The organism is Roseomonas sp. AR75, assembly GCF_005222815.1.
GTDB lineage: Bacteria > Pseudomonadota > Alphaproteobacteria > Acetobacterales > Acetobacteraceae > Falsiroseomonas.
Genome location: NZ_STGB01000001.1, coordinates 737,737 through 754,558, shown reverse-complemented (window position 1 = coordinate 754,558; position 16,822 = coordinate 737,737). Strand labels below are relative to the sequence as shown.

Below are 16,822 nucleotides of genomic sequence, written 5' to 3'. Positions count from 1 at the left end.
GAGCATACGAAAGATGACCGATGCCGCGAGCCGTTGGCGACCACCTCTCACCCATGCGTGATGGCGCGCGGGCGAATCCCGTCCGTCAGCTGGTCGGCGCACCTTCGCCTGCACGCACCGCGCGCCTTTCAGGCAGCGGAATCCACTCCTGCTCGTCGCCCGGCACCACGAGGCCCATCCGATCGCGAGCCCAGGCCTGCTTGGCCGCCTCGATGCGCTCGCGGGAGGAGCTGACGAAGTTCCAGAACAGGTAGCGCGGACCATCCATCGTGGCGCCGCCGAGCAGCAGCAGCCGCGCGCCTTCCGCCCCGGCCTTCAGCGCCAGACGGTCGCCGGCGCGGAACACCAGCATGCGGCCGGGGCCGAAGCGCACGCCGCCGACCTCCACCTCGCCCTGCATGATCCAGGCGCCGCGTTCCTCATGCTCGGGCAGCGGCAGCGCGGCGCCGGGGGCGAGTTGCGCATCGGCGTAGAACAGCTCCGAGGCGACGGCGACCGGCGCACGGCTGCCCCACCCTTCGCCGGCGATCAGCCGCAGCAATACGCCCCGGTCCTCGATCACCGGCAGCGTGGCACTGGGGTGGTGCACGAAATCCGGCGCGCGCTCCTCCTGGTCCTTCGGCAGCGCGACCCAGGACTGGATGCCGGCCAGGCGGTGCGGGGCCACGCGGCGGGCCGCCGCGGTGCGCTCGGAATGGGCGATGCCGCTGCCCGCGGTCATCCAGTTCACATCGCCCGGCGCGATCGGCTGCGCGCTGCCCAGGCTGTCACGGTGGAAGATCTCGCCCTCGAAGAGGTAGGTGACGGTGGACAGGCCGATATGCGGATGCGGGCGGACATCCACGCCCTTGCCGGTGAGGAATTCGCCGGGGCCCATCTCGTCGAAGAAGATGAAGGGGCCGATCATCTGGCGCTGCGTCGCCGGCAGGGCGCGCCGCACCTCGAAGCCGCCGATGTCGTGGGTGCGCGGCAGCAGCACGGTCTCGATGCCCGGGGGCAGCGGGTCGGTCGGGTCGGTGGCGGACATCGGCATGGCTCCTGGGTTCGCCGCAGGATGTGGCCGCTTCGGCGGTGCTTGCGAATCCCTCCGGCGGATGGGCGCCATTCACGCGCGCGATCAATGCGCGTTGCTGCGTTCCCAGCCGGCATCCTTCGCACCGGGCAGGCGGCGCAGGCGTGCCACGACCGCGTCCAGCTCCGCCGCCTTGACGGAAATGCTGATGAGATTGGCGATCACCGCCGTCTCCTCCGCGCCGCGCGGCGCCAGGTCGAGGTTGCTGACGGGATAGTCCGCCTCCGCCAGCGCCTGCAGCACCGCCTCCCGTGCCGCGCCCAGCGCGGTGTTCGGGACGGTGACGAAGACGTCGTAATTCGCCTCGATCGCCTGCTCGCGCACGGGGATGCGGTTGATCGCGTTCACCACCGGCCGCAGCGCGGTATTGCAGAGCAGGACGAAGATCGTCAGCGACACCGCCTGCACCGGCAGGTTGGCGCCGGCGCAGGCGCCGACCGCGGCCGAGCACCACACCGTCGCCGCGGTGTTCAACCCGCGGATGTTCGCACCTTCCTTCATGATCAGGCCGGCGCCGAGGAAGCCCACGCCGGTGACGACATTCGCCACCACCCGCATCCCCTGCTCCGCGCCGCCGAGCTGCACGCCCATGTCCACGAACTGCGCCGAGCCGAGGGCGACCAGGACATTGGTGCGGAGATTGGCGATGCGCTCGCGATACTGCCGCTCCGCCCCGATCAGCGCGCCGAGGACCAGGGCAAGGCCGAGGCTGAGGACGGTGTCGAGGAAGCTTCCGAGGTCATAGGGCAGCAGCGGATTCATGCCGCAGCCCTAACAGCCGCGCGGCCCCCGCGCCACGCCGCGGTTCAGAAGGCGAGGCAGCCCTGCAGCGCGTCGCGCACCGCGCGGGTGGAGCCCTGCAGCGGAAGCCGTCCCTGCAGCCCGCCATTGATCCTGAGCTCGAGGCTGGAATCGTTGCCGGCGAGCAGCCCGGGCACGGCGGAGTTGCGCAGATCCGCCATCCAGACATTGCCGCCGCCCGGCGCCAGCGGCACGGAAGCCCGGCCGCCGCGGCCCGCGAAGCTCAGCGTCACCGGCCCGGCCGGCGGCCGGGCGCGCAGCGCGAGCGCCGCGACCGGCACGCCCTGGTGGCACATCACGGTGAAGGCGCTGACCACGCCCGGCCCGGCCACCACGGCAATGGAGCGGCCATCGCCGCCCTGCCGCACCTGCCAGGTGCTGCCTGGCGGCGAGGCTGCGGGCGGCGGGGCGTTGGCGGCCGGCGTGCCGGATTTGGTTTCGCCGCCGGGTGCCGGCGCGGGGCGTATTGGCGCGGGCGAGGCGACGCGCGGCGCCGGCGCGCCGGCGCCGATGCGCGCCATCTCGCGCCCGTTCCAGGCAAGTCGCACCTCGCAGGAATCGGCGCCTGCCCGGCCGCAGGAGGAGCCGTGCAGCGAGAGCACCATCGCGGGCGGAGTCCGCGTGCGGTCCACCGTCCAGCTCTGCGAATGGCCAAGGCCCTCCGCGCGGTAGGCGGGCGAGAGGAAGATCACGAGCGGGCAGCCCGCCGAGCCGCAGAAGAAGGAGGCCGCGCCCTGGCAATCGAGCCCGGTGTAGTCCTGGACGTAGTCGGGCTGGCCGTCGCCGTTGAGGTCGAGTTGCGCCTGAAAGGCGGGGAGTATGCTGGGACGGCCACCCGCCGAGCGGCAATCCGCCTCGGCCTCGCGCTGGTTGCGCTGCACCGTCTGCGGCACCTGCGCGAAGGCCGGCACCGCGCCGAGCAGCAGCAGGAAGAGGATGATGAAGGCACGCTGCATGGTTCGCACTCCCCGATCATCCGGGCCGGGCACGCCACAGCGCGCCAGAATGGTAGGATCGTCGCATGATTGACATGGCGGCGCGAGCGCCCCTTCGCGCAAATTGATCCGCTTCAGGTGGGATAGGCGATCGAAACGACCTCGATCTCCTCGACACCGGCGGGCGTGCGCAGCTTCCGCGCATCGCCGACGCGCGCGCCCAGCAGCGCGCGTGCGACCGGCGCCACCCAGGAGATGCGCCCGGCTTCCGCATCGGCCTCGTCCACGCCGACGATGGTGACAGTGACCTCGGCATCGTCGGACAGGCGCGCATAGGTGACGGTGGCGCCGAAGAAGACCTGGTCGCGCTTCGTCTGCGCCGCGGGGTCGACCACCTGCACGCGTTCCAGCCGCTTGCGCAGGAAGCGCACGCGCCCGTCGATCTGGCGCAGGCGGCGCTTGCCGTACTGGTAGTCGGCATTCTCCGACCGGTCGCCGAGACCCGCGGCCCAGGAGACGACCTCCACCACCTTCGGCCGCTCCTCCTCCCACAGGCGGCGCAATTCCTCGCGCAGCGCGGCAACGCCGGTGGGGGTCATGTAGAAGGGCGTGCCGGGCGGAAGCCCGGGCGGGCCGTCCTCCTCGTCCTCGTCGTCGCCCTCAGGCACCGCGGATCAGGGCGTCCATGATCGCGTCCCAGCTCGCGCGGTCGGGCGCGCAGATCAGGCCACCGTCGCGGTGCCGCGCGGGATCGTAGGGCTTGCCGTCGAAGCGGGCGGCGTAGCCACCGGCCTCGGCATGCAGCAGCCAGCCCGCGGCGTGGTCCCAGGGCAGCAGGCGGTTGTAGACCAGCAGATGCGCATGGCCGCCGGCGACGAGCCGGTATTCATGCGCGGCGCAGCGATAGCTGACGGCGGCGGCAAGGCGCGGCAGGCGGCCGGGCACCTGGCTGCGCAGCGGCTCCGGCATCCAGTTCCAGGAGACGGCGCCGACCATGCGCGCCACCGGCGCCGCTTCGGCAACGCGCATCGCGCCATGCGACGTGCCTTCGGCATCCTCCACCCAGGCCCCTTCCCCGCGCAGCGCGATGGCGGTGTCGTCGCCGAGCGGATCATGGATCCAGCCGGCGACAACCTCGCCGCGCAGGAACATCGCGGCCATGCAGCCGAACAGCGGCACGCCCGCGGCGAAATTGGCGGTGCCGTCCACCGGGTCCACGACGAAGGCGAGATCGGCTCCGGCCAGCTTGTCCAGGATGGCTGGGTCGGCCGAGGCGCTTTCCTCGCCCACCACGACACAGCCGGGAAACAGGCGTTCGAGGCCCGCGGCGATGACGCGCTCCGACGCCTCGTCGGCCTCCGTCACGAGATCCAGCGGGCCGGTCTTGGCGCGCACCGCATCGGGGGCGAGGCGGCGGAAGCGCGGCATGATCTCCGCGTGCGCCGCCTCCCGCAGCAGCGTGGCGACCTCGCTGACGCGGGCGCGCGATGGCGTCACGAGGCGGATCTCTGCTCGAAGCGCGCGCGGTTGGCGGGGGAGAGGCGGACGGTAAGGCGGATCGCCTCCTCGGCATCCTCGCGCGCGATCACCTCGCCATGCTCGTAGAGCCAGGCGATGCCGGCGCCGTCGGAGGGGGCGAGGCGGAACTCGGCCGTCTCCATGCCCGCCGCCAGGCGCTCATCAAGCGCGGCACGCAACTCGTCCAGCCCGTCGCCGGTCAGGGCAGAGACGGCGATGGCGCCCGGCACATGCGGCACGGCGTCCACGCCGCCCATCAGGTCGGCCTTGTTCAGCACCTCGACCACGCGCGAGGGCCAATCGGCATCCAGCGCGGCATCGGCGCCTTCGGCCATCTCCGTCAGCACCTCCAGCACGTCGGCGCGCTGCGCGGCGCTGTCGGGATGCGCGGCGTCGCGGACATGCAGGATGATGTCGGCCGCGGCCACTTCCTCCAGCGTCGCGCGGAACGCCTCGACAAGCTGTGTCGGCAGGTCTGAGATGAAGCCGACCGTGTCGGAGAGGATCACGGTGCGCCCGGACGGCAGCCGGATCGCGCGCATCGTCGGGTCGAGCGTCGCGAAGAGCTGGTCCTGCGCATAGACGCCGGCGCCGGTCAGCGCGTTGAACAGCGTGGACTTGCCCGCGTTGGTGTAGCCGACCAGCGCGACGACCGGGTAGGGTACGCGCTCGCGCGCCTTGCGGTGCAGGCCGCGGGTGCGGCGCACCTGCTCCAGCTCCTTCTTCAGCTTGACGATGCGCTCGCCGATCAGGCGGCGGTCGATCTCGATCTGCGATTCGCCGGGGCCGCCGAGGAAGCCGAAGCCGCCGCGCTGCCGTTCCAGGTGGGTCCAGGATCGCACCAGGCGGGTGCGCTGGTATTCCAGATGCGCCAGCTCGACCTGCAGCGTGCCTTCCTTGGTGGCGGCGCGCTCGCCGAAGATCTCCAGGATCAGGCCGGTGCGGTCGATGACCTTGCAGTCCCAGGCGCGTTCGAGGTTGCGCTGCTGCACCGGGCTGAGCGCGGCATCCACCACCACCACGGTCACGCCGTGCCGCTCCACCGCCTCCTTCACCATGGCCACCTGCCCTTCGCCAAGCAGCGTGGAGGGGCGCATGGTGCGCAGCGGATGGATCGCGCTGTGGACGACCGTCAGCCCGATGGAGGCGGTGAGACCGACGGCCTCCGCCAGCCTTGCCTCGGCCGCGCGCGTGCCCGCGCCGTCGCTTCGTCCGGCACGCTCATAGGGCAGGATGACGGCGGCCTTGGTCGGCCCCTTCTCCTCGCCCCGGGGCTCGTTGCTATTCGCCGCGTCCGACAGGGCCTGCTCCCAGCGTCAGGCGGCCTTCGCGCGCGGGCGCACCGGGGTCTGCCGACGCCGCCCCGGGAGCAGCGCCGGTGCCCGCGGTGCCGGCGTCGAACAGCGAGATGGGCGCGCCCGGCATCACCGTGCTGATCGCGTGCTTGTAGACGAGCTGCGTGTGCCCGTCCCGCCGCAGCAGCACGGAGAAATTGTCGAACCAGGTGATGATGCCCTGCAGCTTGACGCCGTTCACCAGGAAGACGGTGACGGGCGTCTTGGACTTGCGCACATGGTTCAGGAAGACGTCCTGTACGTTCTGCGACTTCTCGGCGGCCACGGAGGGTTGGTCCTTCTTGTTCATGGCCTGCCGCGCCGCCGGGGCAGCGTGCAGGACCGACGGCATCACCTTTCCAGAGGTGCGGGCGCTCTGGCAAGGGAGGGAGGCGCCAGCGCGGGGATCACCTGCCCCCTTCTGCCGGCATGGCTGCGCAAGCCCTGAGCGCGGCGCCCAGGCTTGCGGCATCGGCGAAGGCGAAGTCCGGGTTGGCGTTGGCCTCGCCGCCATCATGCGGCGCGCCGCCGACCAGCACCGCCGTGCAGCCGGCCGCGCGCGCGGCGCGCATGTCGAGCGCGGTGTCGCCGACATACCAGACATGCGCACCCGCCTTCACCCCGCAGGCGGCCAGCGCCATCACGAAAGGCGCGGGATCCGGCTTGTCGGCGGCGGCATCTCCGGCGCCGACGAGCACGGCGAAACCCGCATTCCAGCCGAGATGCGCCGCTTCCGCCCGCAACAGCGGACCCTGCTTGTTGCTGATCACGCCCTGCGGGCCGAGCGCCGCCGCCGCCCCGATTGCCGCGACGGCGCCGGGCATGGGCGAGAGCACGTCGAGATGGCAGGACCGGACCGCTGCGTAGAACACGTCGCGCGCCCGTTCCCATTCGGCGCCGAACATGCCGGGAAAGGTGTCGCGCAGCGAACCGCGGACGCGGGCGAGCACGGTCTCGCGATCCCACTCCTGCATGCCGAAGTCGCGGAAGGTGACATTCAGTCCATGCTGGATGGCCGCCCAGCCATCCACCAGCGTGTTGTCCCAGTCCCAGAGGATGCAGGCCGGACGCTTCATGCGAGTTGTCGCCTGAGGTCGTCGAGGTCGCCAAGCACCCAGAGGTCGCGGATCGCGCCGCCCGCGCAATCGAAGAAGGCCGCGCCCTCCCAACTCACCGCGCGCCCGGTCGGTGCGATGCCAAGCAGCGGCGCGCCCTCATGCAGACCGGAAAAACGCATCCGTGCCGCGGCACGATCGGGCGCCTCGACAAGCGTGAGCACCTCGCACCGGTAGCCGCCGAGCGCGCCGCGGACCTGGCGCACATAGCCGGCAAAGGCATCGTGGCCGCGCAGCACAGGCCCAAGCGACCCGCGGAACGTGACCTCGGCATGCATCAATGCGGGGATGCGGTCGAGGCGTCCAGCCTCCCACACTTCCCCGTAGAAGGCGCGCACCAGCGCGGCGGGTGTCATGCCGCGTTCCTGAGCCCGCCCTTCACATGACGGGCGAACATGTCGAACAGGCGACGCACCACCGGCCCGACCTTCCCATCCCCGACAGGCTTGCCGTCCACCTTCGTGATCGGCCGCACGAAGGAGGTAGCAGAGGTGATGAAGGCCTCTCGGGCCTTGGCCAGATCGTCCAGCGTGTAGGGCGTCTCGTCCCATTCCATGCCGGCGGCCTTGAGTTCCGCCATCAGCGCCGCACGGGTGCAGCCCGGCAGGATCACATGGTCCAGGTGGCGGGTGCGGATCGCGCCCTTCTCGTCCACGATCCAGAAGGTGGTGGCCGCGCCCTCGTTCACGACGCGGGTTTCCTCGTCGTAGAGGATCGCCTCGATGGCGCCCTGCTGCTTCGCGGCTTGGCGCGCCAGGCAGTTGGGCAGCAGGTTCACCGTCTTGATGTCGCAGCGCGCCCAGCGCAGGTCGGGCAGGGTGATGGCGCTGGCCTGCCACTTCTCGATGTCGGTCGGATAGGGCGGGATGCGCTTGATGGTGACGACCAGCGCGGGCGGCACGGGCTTCGCCGGAAAGGGATGGTCGCGCCGCGCCACGCCGCGCGTCACCTGCATGTAGAGCAGCCCTTCCGTCACGCGGTTGCGCCGCGCGACTTCCCGCAGCACCAGCCGCAGCGCGGCGCGCGACATCGGCATCGGAAGCTGGATCTCCCGCAGGGAGCGTTCCAGCCGCGCCAGGTGCAGATCCTCGTCCACGTAGCGGCCGTCATAGAGGTGCACGACCTCGTAGATGCCATCCCCGAACTGGTAGCCGCGATCCTCGATATTCACCGAGGCTTCGGGCTGCGGCAGGTATCGGCCGTTCACGTAGGCGATCTTGGACATTGCTTTCGTGCCCTCAGGCGCCGGGCGCCGGCTCCGCCGGCTTGGCTTGCGCGCAGGCCGCGGATGCGCCGCTTCGGCGGTTGGTTTGTGCGCGGCGCCCTTCGGGCGCTCGGCCGGCTGCGCCGGCCGCCAGCTCCCATCATGCCCGAGACCGCGGCGTTGTCACCCGTTCGCCGGCGCCCGGTCCTCCGCATTCACGCCCAGGAACTTCAGCTTGCGATGCAAGGCGCTGCGTTCCATGCCGACGAAGGACGCGGTGCGGCTGATGTTGCCGCCGAAGCGCAGCAACTGGGCTTCCAGATACTGCCGCTCGAACAGCTCGCGCGCCTCCCGCAGGGGCAGGGTCATGATCTCGCTGCTGCGGTCGAGCTTCAGCACCGCGGGCGCGGCCGCGCCCACCTGCGGCGGCAGCATGTCCGGCCGCACCGGCTCCCGCGCATCGCCCGGCGCCATGATCAGCAGCCAGTCCACGAGGTTGCGCAGTTCCCGCACATTGCCCGGCCATTCATAGGCCTGCATCGCCGCCAGCGCGTCCTCGGTCAGCTCGCGGGGCGCCATGCCGGAGGTCTCGACGGATTTCGCCATGAAGTGGCGCGCGAGCGCGGGGATGTCCTCCCGCCGCTCACGCAGCGGCGCGATGCGCAGCGGCACGACGGCAAGCCGATAGAACAGGTCTTCGCGGAAGCGGCCGGCGGCGATCTCGCCCTGCAGGTCCTTGCTGGTCGTGGCCAGGACGCGGACGTCCACCTGCACGCGCTGCGCGCCGCCGAGGCGCATGAAGCCCTGCTCCTGCAGGGCGCGCACGATCTTGCCCTGGGTCTCCATCGGCATGTCGCCGACCTCGTCGAGCAGCAGCGTGCCGCCATGCGCGCGCTCCAGCACGCCGGCGCGGCGCGGCTGCGCCTCCGGCCCGGTGCCCGCCTCCACGCCGAACAGCTCCTCCTCAAAGCGGCCGGGCGCGAGCGTCGCGCAGTTCAGCGCCACGAAGGGCCCGTCGGACCGGCGGGACCGGGCATGCAGCATGCGGGCCGCCACTTCCTTGCCGGCGCCCGCGGGGCCGCTGATCAGCACGCGCGATCCCGTGGGCGCGACGCGCTCGATCGCCTGGCGCAGCTGCGACACGGCCTGGGAGACGCCGACCAGCTCGGTCTCCGCTCCCGCGCGGAGCTTCAGCTCGCTGACCTCGCGCTTCAGCCGCGCCGCTTCCAGCGCGCGGGAGACGCAGAGCAGCAGGCGGTCCGAATCGAAGGGCTTCTCGATGAAGTCGTAGGCGCCCTGCTGGATCGCCTGCACCGCGGTCTCGATCGTGCCGTGGCCGGAGATCATCACGCAGGGAACCCGCGGCTCCTCCTGGTGCATGACCGTGAGGATGCCAAGGCCATCCAGCTTCGAGTTCTGCAGCCAGATGTCGAGAATCACCAGCGAGGGCCGGCGCGCCCGGAAGGCCGCCAGCGCCTGGTCGGAATTCGCCGCCTGCCGCGTCTGATAGCCCTCATCCGACAGGATGCCCTCGATGAGGGCGCGGATGTCGGGCTCGTCATCGACGATCAGGATGTCATGCGCCATGACCGACCCGCCCCAAACCCACCTCCTCACGCCGCGCCACCGCCGGCGGGTCGGCCGGCAGGATCAGCACGGCACGCGCCCCCGGTCCTTCCCCGCGGTCCTCGAGCGCCAACCGTCCCCCATGGTCCTCCATGATCTTCTTGACGATGGCAAGGCCGAGGCCCGTCCCTTTCGCCTTGTGCGTGACATAGGGCTCGGTGAGCCTTGCACGTTCCTCGCCGTCCGGCAGGCCGATTCCGTCATCCTCCACCGTGATCGCCCAGCCTTCCGCGCAGGGTTCGAGTCGCAGGCCGATTCGGCCGCCCTGCCCGTCCGTCGCCGCGTCGCGCGGCCGCGCGGCGACGGCATCGGCGGCATTCTGCAGCAGGTTCGTCAGCGCCTGTCCGATCAGGCGGCGATCCACCGGCACGGTCGGAGAGGGCTCCGCGATCACGGTTTCGTAAGCGATCTCCGGATGCGCAGCCTTCTGCAGCACCAGCGCCTCCCGCACGAGGCGACCCAGATTCTCGGGCCGGATCACCGGCTGGGGCATGCGGGCGAAGGCGGAGAATTCGTCCACCATGCGGCCGATGTCGCCGACCTGGCGGACGATGGTGTCGGTGAGGGAGCGGAAGGTCTCGGGATCGGTGCCGATCTCCTTCAGGTATTTCCGCTTGAGGCGCTCGGCCGATAGCTGGATCGGGGTCAGCGGGTTCTTGATCTCATGCGCGATGCGCCGCGCCACATCGGCCCAGGCCGCCTTGCGCTGCGCCGATTGCAGCTCGGTGATGTCGTCGAAGGTCAGCACGTAGCCGACCACGGCGCCCTGCTGCATCTCCGTGCCGATCCGCGCGATCAGCATGCGGCGGCGGGAGGGCGGGCCGATCGGGATCTCCGCCATGCGCGGCCGTTCCGGCGCCGCGGCTGCCTCGGCGAAGAGCGCGCCGAATTCCGGCACCACCTTCGCCAGCGGCAGGCCGATCCCGGCATCGAGATCGATTCCCAGCAGTTCGCTCGCCGATCGGTTCGGCAGGTTGATGCGGCCATCGCCGTCGAGCCCGACCACCCCGGCCGAGACGCCCGAGAGCACCGTTTCGGTGAAGCGGCGCCGCTCGTCGATCTGGCGATACGCTTCCATCAGCTCGCTCCGCTGTGCGGAGAGCTGGCTGGTCATGCGGTTGAAGGCGCGGCTGAGCGTGGCAAGCTCGTCATCGGCCGTGCCTTCCTGCACGCGGGTGGAAAGGTCCCCCGCGCGCACCCGCTCGGCGGCGGAGATCAGCGCGCTGATGGGGCGGGCAAGCTGGTTGGCGAAGACCAGCCCGACCAGCACGGCGCCGAGCAGCACCAGCAGCGCCGCGCAGAGGAAGACCAGCGCGAAGGTGATCTGCAGGCTGCCGCGGTTGCGATCCAGCCGGTCGTACTCCTGGAAAGCGAGTTCCGTGCGGCGCAGATGCTCCAGCACGCCGGCATCCAGCGGGCGTCCGACCACCAGCACCAGCCGCGGCTCCACATCCAGCAGCGCCAGCGCCCGCACCCGCGCGTCGCTCTCCCCGGGGATCACGACGACATCGCCCTGGCGGAGCTGCTCCATGGCGCCGGGTGGCAGTTCCACGACGCCGCCGAGGACGAAGCCGGCCTGGGCGACGACACGGCCGAGCTCGGGCTCCACCAGGACCACCTCGGTGAGCCCGCGCACGGAGGCCTGGGTGGCGAGCTGGCGCTCGAAAGCCGGCATGTTCTGCGGCAGATAGAGCTGCGCGGCGCGGTTGAGGTCCGCCGCCATGGCCAGCGCATCCACCCGGATCTCGTCGCGGTGCTGGTCGAGCCAGGCGCGGGAGGCGACGAGGGACGCTTCCAGCGTCTCGCGCACGCGGTCACTGAACCAGGCCTGGATGCCGAGATTGAAGAAGATTGCGGCGAAGGCGGCAACGACGAGGGAAGGCACGACGGCGACCACGCCGAAGACCAGCACCAGCCGCACATGCAGCCGGGCGCCGGCGCTGCCGCGGCGCCGTTCCGCCCAGACCCGCACCAGCCGCGCGGCGAGCGAGGCGGCCAGCAGCAGCAGCACGCCGGCATTGGCCAGCACGACGCCGACGATCTGTCCCGGCCGTGTCGGGCCGAAGGGCGAACCACCTGCGAGCAGCACGAAGGTGGCGACGCCCAGCAGCACCGCCGTGACAGCCAGCGCGAAGGTCATGCCGCGGCCGAGCAGGAGGTCGGCCAGCCGCCGGGGCGAGGAGGTGGTGCCGGACACGCAGCCCTTCTAGCAGGCTGCCGCGCCCTGGGCGACGCGGCCGCCGGGCAGCGTCAGGGGAGGCCCCGCACCACCGGCAGGTCGAGGTCCCTGAGCTTCTTGCGCAGGGTGTTGCGGTTCAGGCCGAGCATCGCCGCGGCCTTGATCTGGTTGCCGCGCGTGGCGCTGAGCGCGAGCCGCAGCAGCGGCCGCTCCACCTCCGCCAGAACGCGGTCATACAGGTCGCGCACCGGCATGCCGTCCTTGTGGGCGGCCATGAAGCCGCCGAGATGGCGCTCCACCGCCTGTTCCAGCGTCTCGGGCGCGCGCGGCGCGTCCTCGGCGGGGGCGCTGGCCTCGGCCAGTTCGGCCGCCACCGCGTCGGCGCCGATCACCTCCTGCGGGTAGAGCGCGGCGAGGCGGCGCATCAGGTTCTCCAGCTCGCGGGCATTGCCGGGCCAGCCATGCGCCTTGAGCCGGTCCATGCCGGAGCCGTCGAGCTGCTTGGCCGGCAGGCCCGCATTGCGCGCGCGTTCCAGGAAGTGGCGGGCGAGCAGCGGGATGTCCTCCACGCGCTCGCGCAGCGGCGGCAGGCGGATCGGCACCACGTTCAGGCGGTAGAACAGGTCCTCGCGGAACTGCCCGGCGCGGATCGCCTGGCGCAGGTCGCGATGCGTGGCGGCGACGATGCGGACATTGGCCTTGATCGGCTGGCGGCCGCCCACCGTGGTGAACTCGCCTTCCTGCAGCACGCGCAGCAGGCGGGTCTGCGCCTCCGGCGGCATGTCGCCGATCTCGTCGAGGAACAGCGTGCCGCCGGCGGCCTGCTCGAAGCGGCCGACGCCGCGGTTCAGCGCGCCGGTGAAGGCGCCGCGCTCATGGCCGAACAGCTCGGACTCGATGAGTTCGCGCGGGATCGCGGCCATGTTGATGGCGACGAAGGGGCCGGAGCGGCGGCGGCCGTAATCGTGCAGGGCGCGGGCCACCAGTTCCTTCCCGGTGCCCGACTCGCCGGTGATCATCACCGTCAGGTCGGTGGTCGTGAGGCGCGCGACGGTGCGGTAGATCTCCTGCATCGCCGGGCTGCGCCCGACCAGCGGCAGGCGCTCCTCCGGCTCCTCCCCTTCCGGCGCCTCGCTGGCGGTGGGCGCAGCCAGCGCACGGGCGACGACGGCCAGCAATTCCTTCAGGTCGAAGGGCTTGGGCAGGTAGTCGAAGGCACCGCGCTGGGTGGCCTTCAGCGCGGTCGAGAAGGTCGATTGTGCGCTCATCACCACCACGCGCAGGTCGGGGCGGACGCGACGGATGCGGGGCACGAGGTCCAGCCCGTTCTCGTCGGGCATGATGACATCGGTGATCACCAGGTCGCCCTCGCCGTCCTCCACCCACCGCCAGAGCGTGGAGGCGGAGGAGGTCGCGCGGACATGGTAGCCGGAGCGGCCGAGCGCCTGGCTCAGCACGGTGCGGATCGCCCGGTCGTCATCGGCGATCAGGATGGTCCGCGTGGTGGCCTGGGCGGGCGGTGGTGCCGTGACAGCGTCGCTCATGTCGTGGCTCCGTGGTCGGCGCGGCGGGGAGGTGCCGGAAGGGAGAGGCGGAAGGTGGTCCGGCCGGGCCGGCTGTCGCACTCGATCAGCCCGCCCTGGTCGGTGACCAGCTTGGCGACCAATGCAAGTCCCAGGCCCTGACCGCCGCGCTTGGTGGTCACGAAGGGCTCGAACAGCGTGGCGCGCACTTCCTCCGCGATGCCGGGGCCGTTGTCCCGCACCATCACGGTGAGCGGCAGGTGCACACGCTCTGCGCTGCCGGGCACGGCGATGCGCACGCCGTGGTGGTAGGCGGTGATCAGCTGGATCTCGCCTTCGCGCGGATCAACGGCTTCTGCCGCGTTCTTCACCAGATTGAGCAGGATCTGCACAAGCTGGTCGCGATTTCCCCAGACCGGCGGAAGCGAAGGATCGTAGTCCTGGGTGATGCGCAGATGGCCTGCGAATCCGGAGAGGGCGATGCGCCGGACATGGTCCAGCACCTCATGGATGTTGACCTCGTCGCATTCGATCGGGCGCTCGGAGAACATGTCCATGCGCTCGACCAGGTTCTTGATGCGGTCGGCTTCGTCCTGGATGAGCTGGCACAGCTCGCGATCGGATTCGGCGGCGCCGAGTTCCAGCAGCTGTGCCGCCCCGCGTATGCCGGAGAGCGGGTTCTTCACCTCATGCGCGAGCATCGCCGCCATGGCGGAGGCGCCGCGCGCGGCCCCGCGGAAGTTCAGCTGGCGGTCGAGCATCTGCGCGGTCGAAGCATCCTGCAGGGTCAGCACCACGCTGCCCGGCATCTCCGGCAGCGGTGCGCCCTGGGCGGCGACGCCGAAGCGGCGCAGCCGCGGGCTTTCCAGTGCGAGGTCATGGTCATGCACCGGCGCCTCATGCCGCCGGACCTGGGCCAGCAGGCCGAAAAGGCGGTTGTCCTCCGGCAGCAGGTCGCGCAGCGACATGGTCGTCAGGGAGGAGGCGGAGAGCTGGAAGAAAAGTTCCGCGGAGGGATTGGCGAAGCGGAAGCGGTCCTCGGCATCGAGCAGCACCGCCGCCACCGGCAGGGCGCCGAGGATCGTCACGGCATCCGGCGGCAGCGATGCCATCGGGGCGGAAGGCGGCGCCTTGCGCCGCGCCAGCAGCCCGACCTTCATGCGGCCATCAGTTCCGCATCCGTCGCCGCTTCGCGCGTCGGGCGCTCACGCGCGACACCGCGCTCGATCAGCGGCTCGTAGAAGCGGCGGATCAGATCCAGCACCGCCTCGACCTCATGCAGGCGGTTCACTTCGGCGCGGAACTCAGCCGAGCCCGGTAGGCCCTTCGAATACCAGGCGACATGCTTGCGCGCGAGGCGCAGCCCCGGATCCCTCCCGTGATGTGTGAGCATGGCTTCGTAGTGCGTTGTCAATGTAAGATACTGCTCGGCGAGATCGGGTTCGACGATGGGGTCGCCGGTGCGGAGCTGCTGCGCCACCAGCCGCGGCAGCCAGGGGCGGCCGTAGCAGCCCCGGCCGATCATCACGCCATCGGCGCTGGAGCGGCGCAGCGCCTCGGCCGCGTCCTCCGGTCCCAGGATGTCGCCATTCACGATCACGGGGAGGCGCACGGCCTCCTTCACCAGCCGCACGAAGCCCCAGTCGGCGGTGCCATTGTAGAACATCTGGCGGGTGCGGCCGTGGACGGTGACCAGGCGGATGCCGCATTCCTCGGCGATCTTCGCCAGGCGCGGCGCATTGAGGCTGTTGTGGTCCCAGCCCATGCGCATCTTCAGCGTCACGGGCACGGGCACGGCCTTCACGGTCGCTTCCAGGATCCGCGCCGCGGCGACCTCGTCTCGCATCAGGGCGGAGCCGGCGGACTGGCCGACCGCGACCTTCTTCACGGGGCAGCCGAAATTGATGTCCACGATGGCGGCGCCCCGATCCACCACCAGCCGGGCCGCCTCGGCCATGGTGGCGGGGTCGCAGCCGGCAAGCTGCACCGAGGAGGGGGCGCCGAAGCCGTCGACCTCGGCCATCTTCAGCGTGTTGCGGTTCTCCCGCACCATCGCGTTCGACGCGATCATCTCGGAGACGACGAGACCGGCGCCGAGGCCACGCGCGAGGCGGCGAAACGGCAGGTCGGTCACGCCCGACATGGGCGCGAGGATGACGGGCGTCTCGATGCGGGTTCCGCCGAGATCGATCGATCGGAGCGGATGCACCCCCCGGTCGGGCTGTTCACTGCTCATGATTTAGGCGGATTAGCGATCAATTCGGGTTTCGTCCACTACCTGATACCGATCCAGAAGCAGTTGCTGATTCCCTGTGCAGAAGCGGTGACCTCCCCCGCGGCAGAGGGACGGAATAGCATCACGGCGATGAGAACGATCGCCTTGCTGGTGGCCGCGGGACGCGGCACCCGCTTCGGGACGGACCTGCCCAAGCAGTTCCTGCCCCTGCTCGGCCGCCCCGTGCTGCGCCATGCCGCCGAGGCGCTGCTGCGTGACGGCGGGCTGGCCGCGATCCAGCCCGTTTCGCCGATCGGCGAGGAGGCGGTGCTGGCGGCCATGCTGGAGGGACTGCCCTGCCTGCCGCCCGTGGCCGGCGGCGCGACGCGGCAGGCCAGCGTGCTGGCGGGGCTGGAGGCGTTGGCAGGCGACCCGCCCGATTGCGTGCTGGTGCATGACGCGGCGCGCCCCATCGTGCCGAAAGGCACGGTCCCTGCCCTGCTCGCGGCGCTGGCGGAGGCGCCCGGCGCGATCCCGGCAGTGCCCGTGGCGGACACGCTGAAGCGCGGCGATGCGGACCGTATCGTTGCCACGGTCCCGCGCGATGGGTTGTTCCGCGCCCAGACGCCGCAGGGCTTCCGCTATGGCGACCTGCTCGCCGCGCATCGCGCCCTGGCGCGGGAAGTAACCGACGACGCCCAGGTGATGGAGGCGGCCGGGCTTCCGGTGGCGCTGGTTCCCGGGCACGACAGCAACGTGAAGATCACCTGGCCCGAGGATCTTCGGCGCGTGGAGGCGACGATGCTGGCGGGGATGCTGCCGCGGATGGGGACCGGCTTCGACGTGCACCGCATCGTGCCGGATCGCCCGATGGTGCTGTGCGGCGTGGTGGTGCCGGGGCCGTTCGGCCTGTCGGGCCATTCCGACGCGGATGTCGGCATCCACGCGCTGTGCGACGCGATCTACGGCGCGCTGGCCGAGGGCGATATCGGCCGCTGGTTTCCGCCCTCCGAAGATCAGTGGAAGGACGCCGACAGCGCCCGCTTCCTGCGCCACGCCGCCGGGCGCATCGCCGCCCGCGGCGGCGTGTTGGCCAATGCCGATGTCACGCTGATCTGCGAGCGGCCCAAGATCACGCCGCACGCCGAGGCGATGCGGGCGCGGCTGGCCGATCTGCTGGGCGTGGCCGTGGATCGCATCTCGGTGAAGGCGACGACGACGGAGCGGCTGGGCTTCCCGGGACGTGGCGAGGGCATCGCCGCGCAGGCCGCCGCCACCATCCTGCTGCCGGTCTGAGCCG

Annotated in this window: 16 protein-coding genes; 1 reads left to right on the top strand and 15 read right to left on the bottom strand. The window is 71.2% G+C overall.

The window, feature by feature from the left end; all coding sequences use genetic code 11:
• Window positions 1-85: 85 nt before the first annotated feature.
• The 15 genes from E4T13_RS03480 to dusB form a co-directional block, all read right to left on the bottom strand.
• A complete protein-coding gene (locus tag E4T13_RS03480; protein ID WP_206030057.1) occupies window positions 86-1,027 on the bottom strand; it encodes a pirin family protein in 942 nt (313 codons plus the stop codon).
• A 90-nt stretch (window positions 1,028-1,117) separates the two neighbouring features.
• Window positions 1,118-1,834 (bottom strand): MgtC/SapB family protein, encoded by a 717-nt coding sequence (locus E4T13_RS03475; RefSeq protein ID WP_137176836.1) that lies wholly within the window; start codon window positions 1,832-1,834, stop codon window positions 1,118-1,120.
• A gap of 44 nt (window positions 1,835-1,878) precedes the next feature.
• Window positions 1,879-2,829: a hypothetical protein gene (locus E4T13_RS03470; protein WP_137176835.1), complete on the bottom strand. Its 951-nt coding sequence runs from the start codon at window positions 2,827-2,829 to the stop codon at window positions 1,879-1,881.
• A gap of 113 nt (window positions 2,830-2,942) precedes the next feature.
• Window positions 2,943-3,476, bottom strand: coding sequence for a transcription elongation factor GreB (gene greB, locus E4T13_RS03465; protein WP_137176834.1), 534 nt, complete (start codon window positions 3,474-3,476; stop codon window positions 2,943-2,945).
• Entirely contained in the window at window positions 3,469-4,305 is an 837-nt protein-coding gene (locus E4T13_RS03460; protein ID WP_137176833.1) for an inositol monophosphatase family protein, read from the bottom strand. Before E4T13_RS03460 ends, greB begins: the two co-directional genes overlap by 8 nt.
• The gene (hflX, locus tag E4T13_RS03455) at window positions 4,302-5,627 is read right to left on the bottom strand and encodes a GTPase HflX (protein WP_137176832.1); all 1,326 of its coding nucleotides are present in this window, start codon (window positions 5,625-5,627) and stop codon (window positions 4,302-4,304) included. Before hflX ends, E4T13_RS03460 begins: the two co-directional genes overlap by 4 nt.
• On the bottom strand, window positions 5,608-5,946 hold the full coding sequence (hfq, locus tag E4T13_RS03450) for an RNA chaperone Hfq (protein ID WP_137177678.1): 339 nt from the start codon (window positions 5,944-5,946) through the stop codon (window positions 5,608-5,610). The genes hflX and hfq overlap by 20 nt, the downstream gene beginning before the upstream one ends.
• Window positions 5,947-6,067: 121 nt before the next feature.
• Entirely contained in the window at window positions 6,068-6,736 is a 669-nt protein-coding gene (locus E4T13_RS03445; protein WP_137176831.1) for an HAD family hydrolase, read from the bottom strand.
• The gene (locus E4T13_RS03440) at window positions 6,733-7,131 is read right to left on the bottom strand and encodes an ester cyclase (RefSeq protein ID WP_137176830.1); all 399 of its coding nucleotides are present in this window, start codon (window positions 7,129-7,131) and stop codon (window positions 6,733-6,735) included. Before E4T13_RS03440 ends, E4T13_RS03445 begins: the two co-directional genes overlap by 4 nt.
• Window positions 7,128-8,000, bottom strand: coding sequence for a D-amino-acid transaminase (locus tag E4T13_RS03435; protein WP_137176829.1), 873 nt, complete (start codon window positions 7,998-8,000; stop codon window positions 7,128-7,130). Before E4T13_RS03435 ends, E4T13_RS03440 begins: the two co-directional genes overlap by 4 nt.
• 162 nt (window positions 8,001-8,162) lie before the next feature.
• On the bottom strand, window positions 8,163-9,566 hold the full coding sequence (locus E4T13_RS03430) for a sigma-54 dependent transcriptional regulator (protein ID WP_137176828.1): 1,404 nt from the start codon (window positions 9,564-9,566) through the stop codon (window positions 8,163-8,165).
• Complete coding sequence (locus E4T13_RS03425; protein WP_137177677.1) at window positions 9,556-11,745, bottom strand: PAS domain-containing sensor histidine kinase; 2,190 nt, start codon at window positions 11,743-11,745, stop codon at window positions 9,556-9,558. Before E4T13_RS03425 ends, E4T13_RS03430 begins: the two co-directional genes overlap by 11 nt.
• A gap of 110 nt (window positions 11,746-11,855) precedes the next feature.
• Window positions 11,856-13,328, bottom strand: a complete 1,473-nt coding sequence (ntrC, locus tag E4T13_RS03420) for a nitrogen regulation protein NR(I) (protein WP_137176827.1) — start codon at window positions 13,326-13,328, stop codon at window positions 11,856-11,858.
• Window positions 13,325-14,467: a nitrogen regulation protein NR(II) gene (locus E4T13_RS03415; RefSeq protein ID WP_137176826.1), complete on the bottom strand. Its 1,143-nt coding sequence runs from the start codon at window positions 14,465-14,467 to the stop codon at window positions 13,325-13,327. The genes ntrC and E4T13_RS03415 overlap by 4 nt, the downstream gene beginning before the upstream one ends.
• Window positions 14,464-15,543, bottom strand: coding sequence for a tRNA dihydrouridine synthase DusB (dusB, locus tag E4T13_RS03410; RefSeq protein ID WP_137176825.1), 1,080 nt, complete (start codon window positions 15,541-15,543; stop codon window positions 14,464-14,466). Before dusB ends, E4T13_RS03415 begins: the two co-directional genes overlap by 4 nt.
• Window positions 15,544-15,672: 129 nt before the next feature.
• Between dusB and E4T13_RS03405 the strand changes: the two genes are divergently transcribed.
• Entirely contained in the window at window positions 15,673-16,818 is a 1,146-nt protein-coding gene (locus E4T13_RS03405; RefSeq protein WP_137176824.1) for a bifunctional 2-C-methyl-D-erythritol 4-phosphate cytidylyltransferase/2-C-methyl-D-erythritol 2,4-cyclodiphosphate synthase, read from the top strand.
• Window positions 16,819-16,822: the final 4 nt, after the last annotated feature.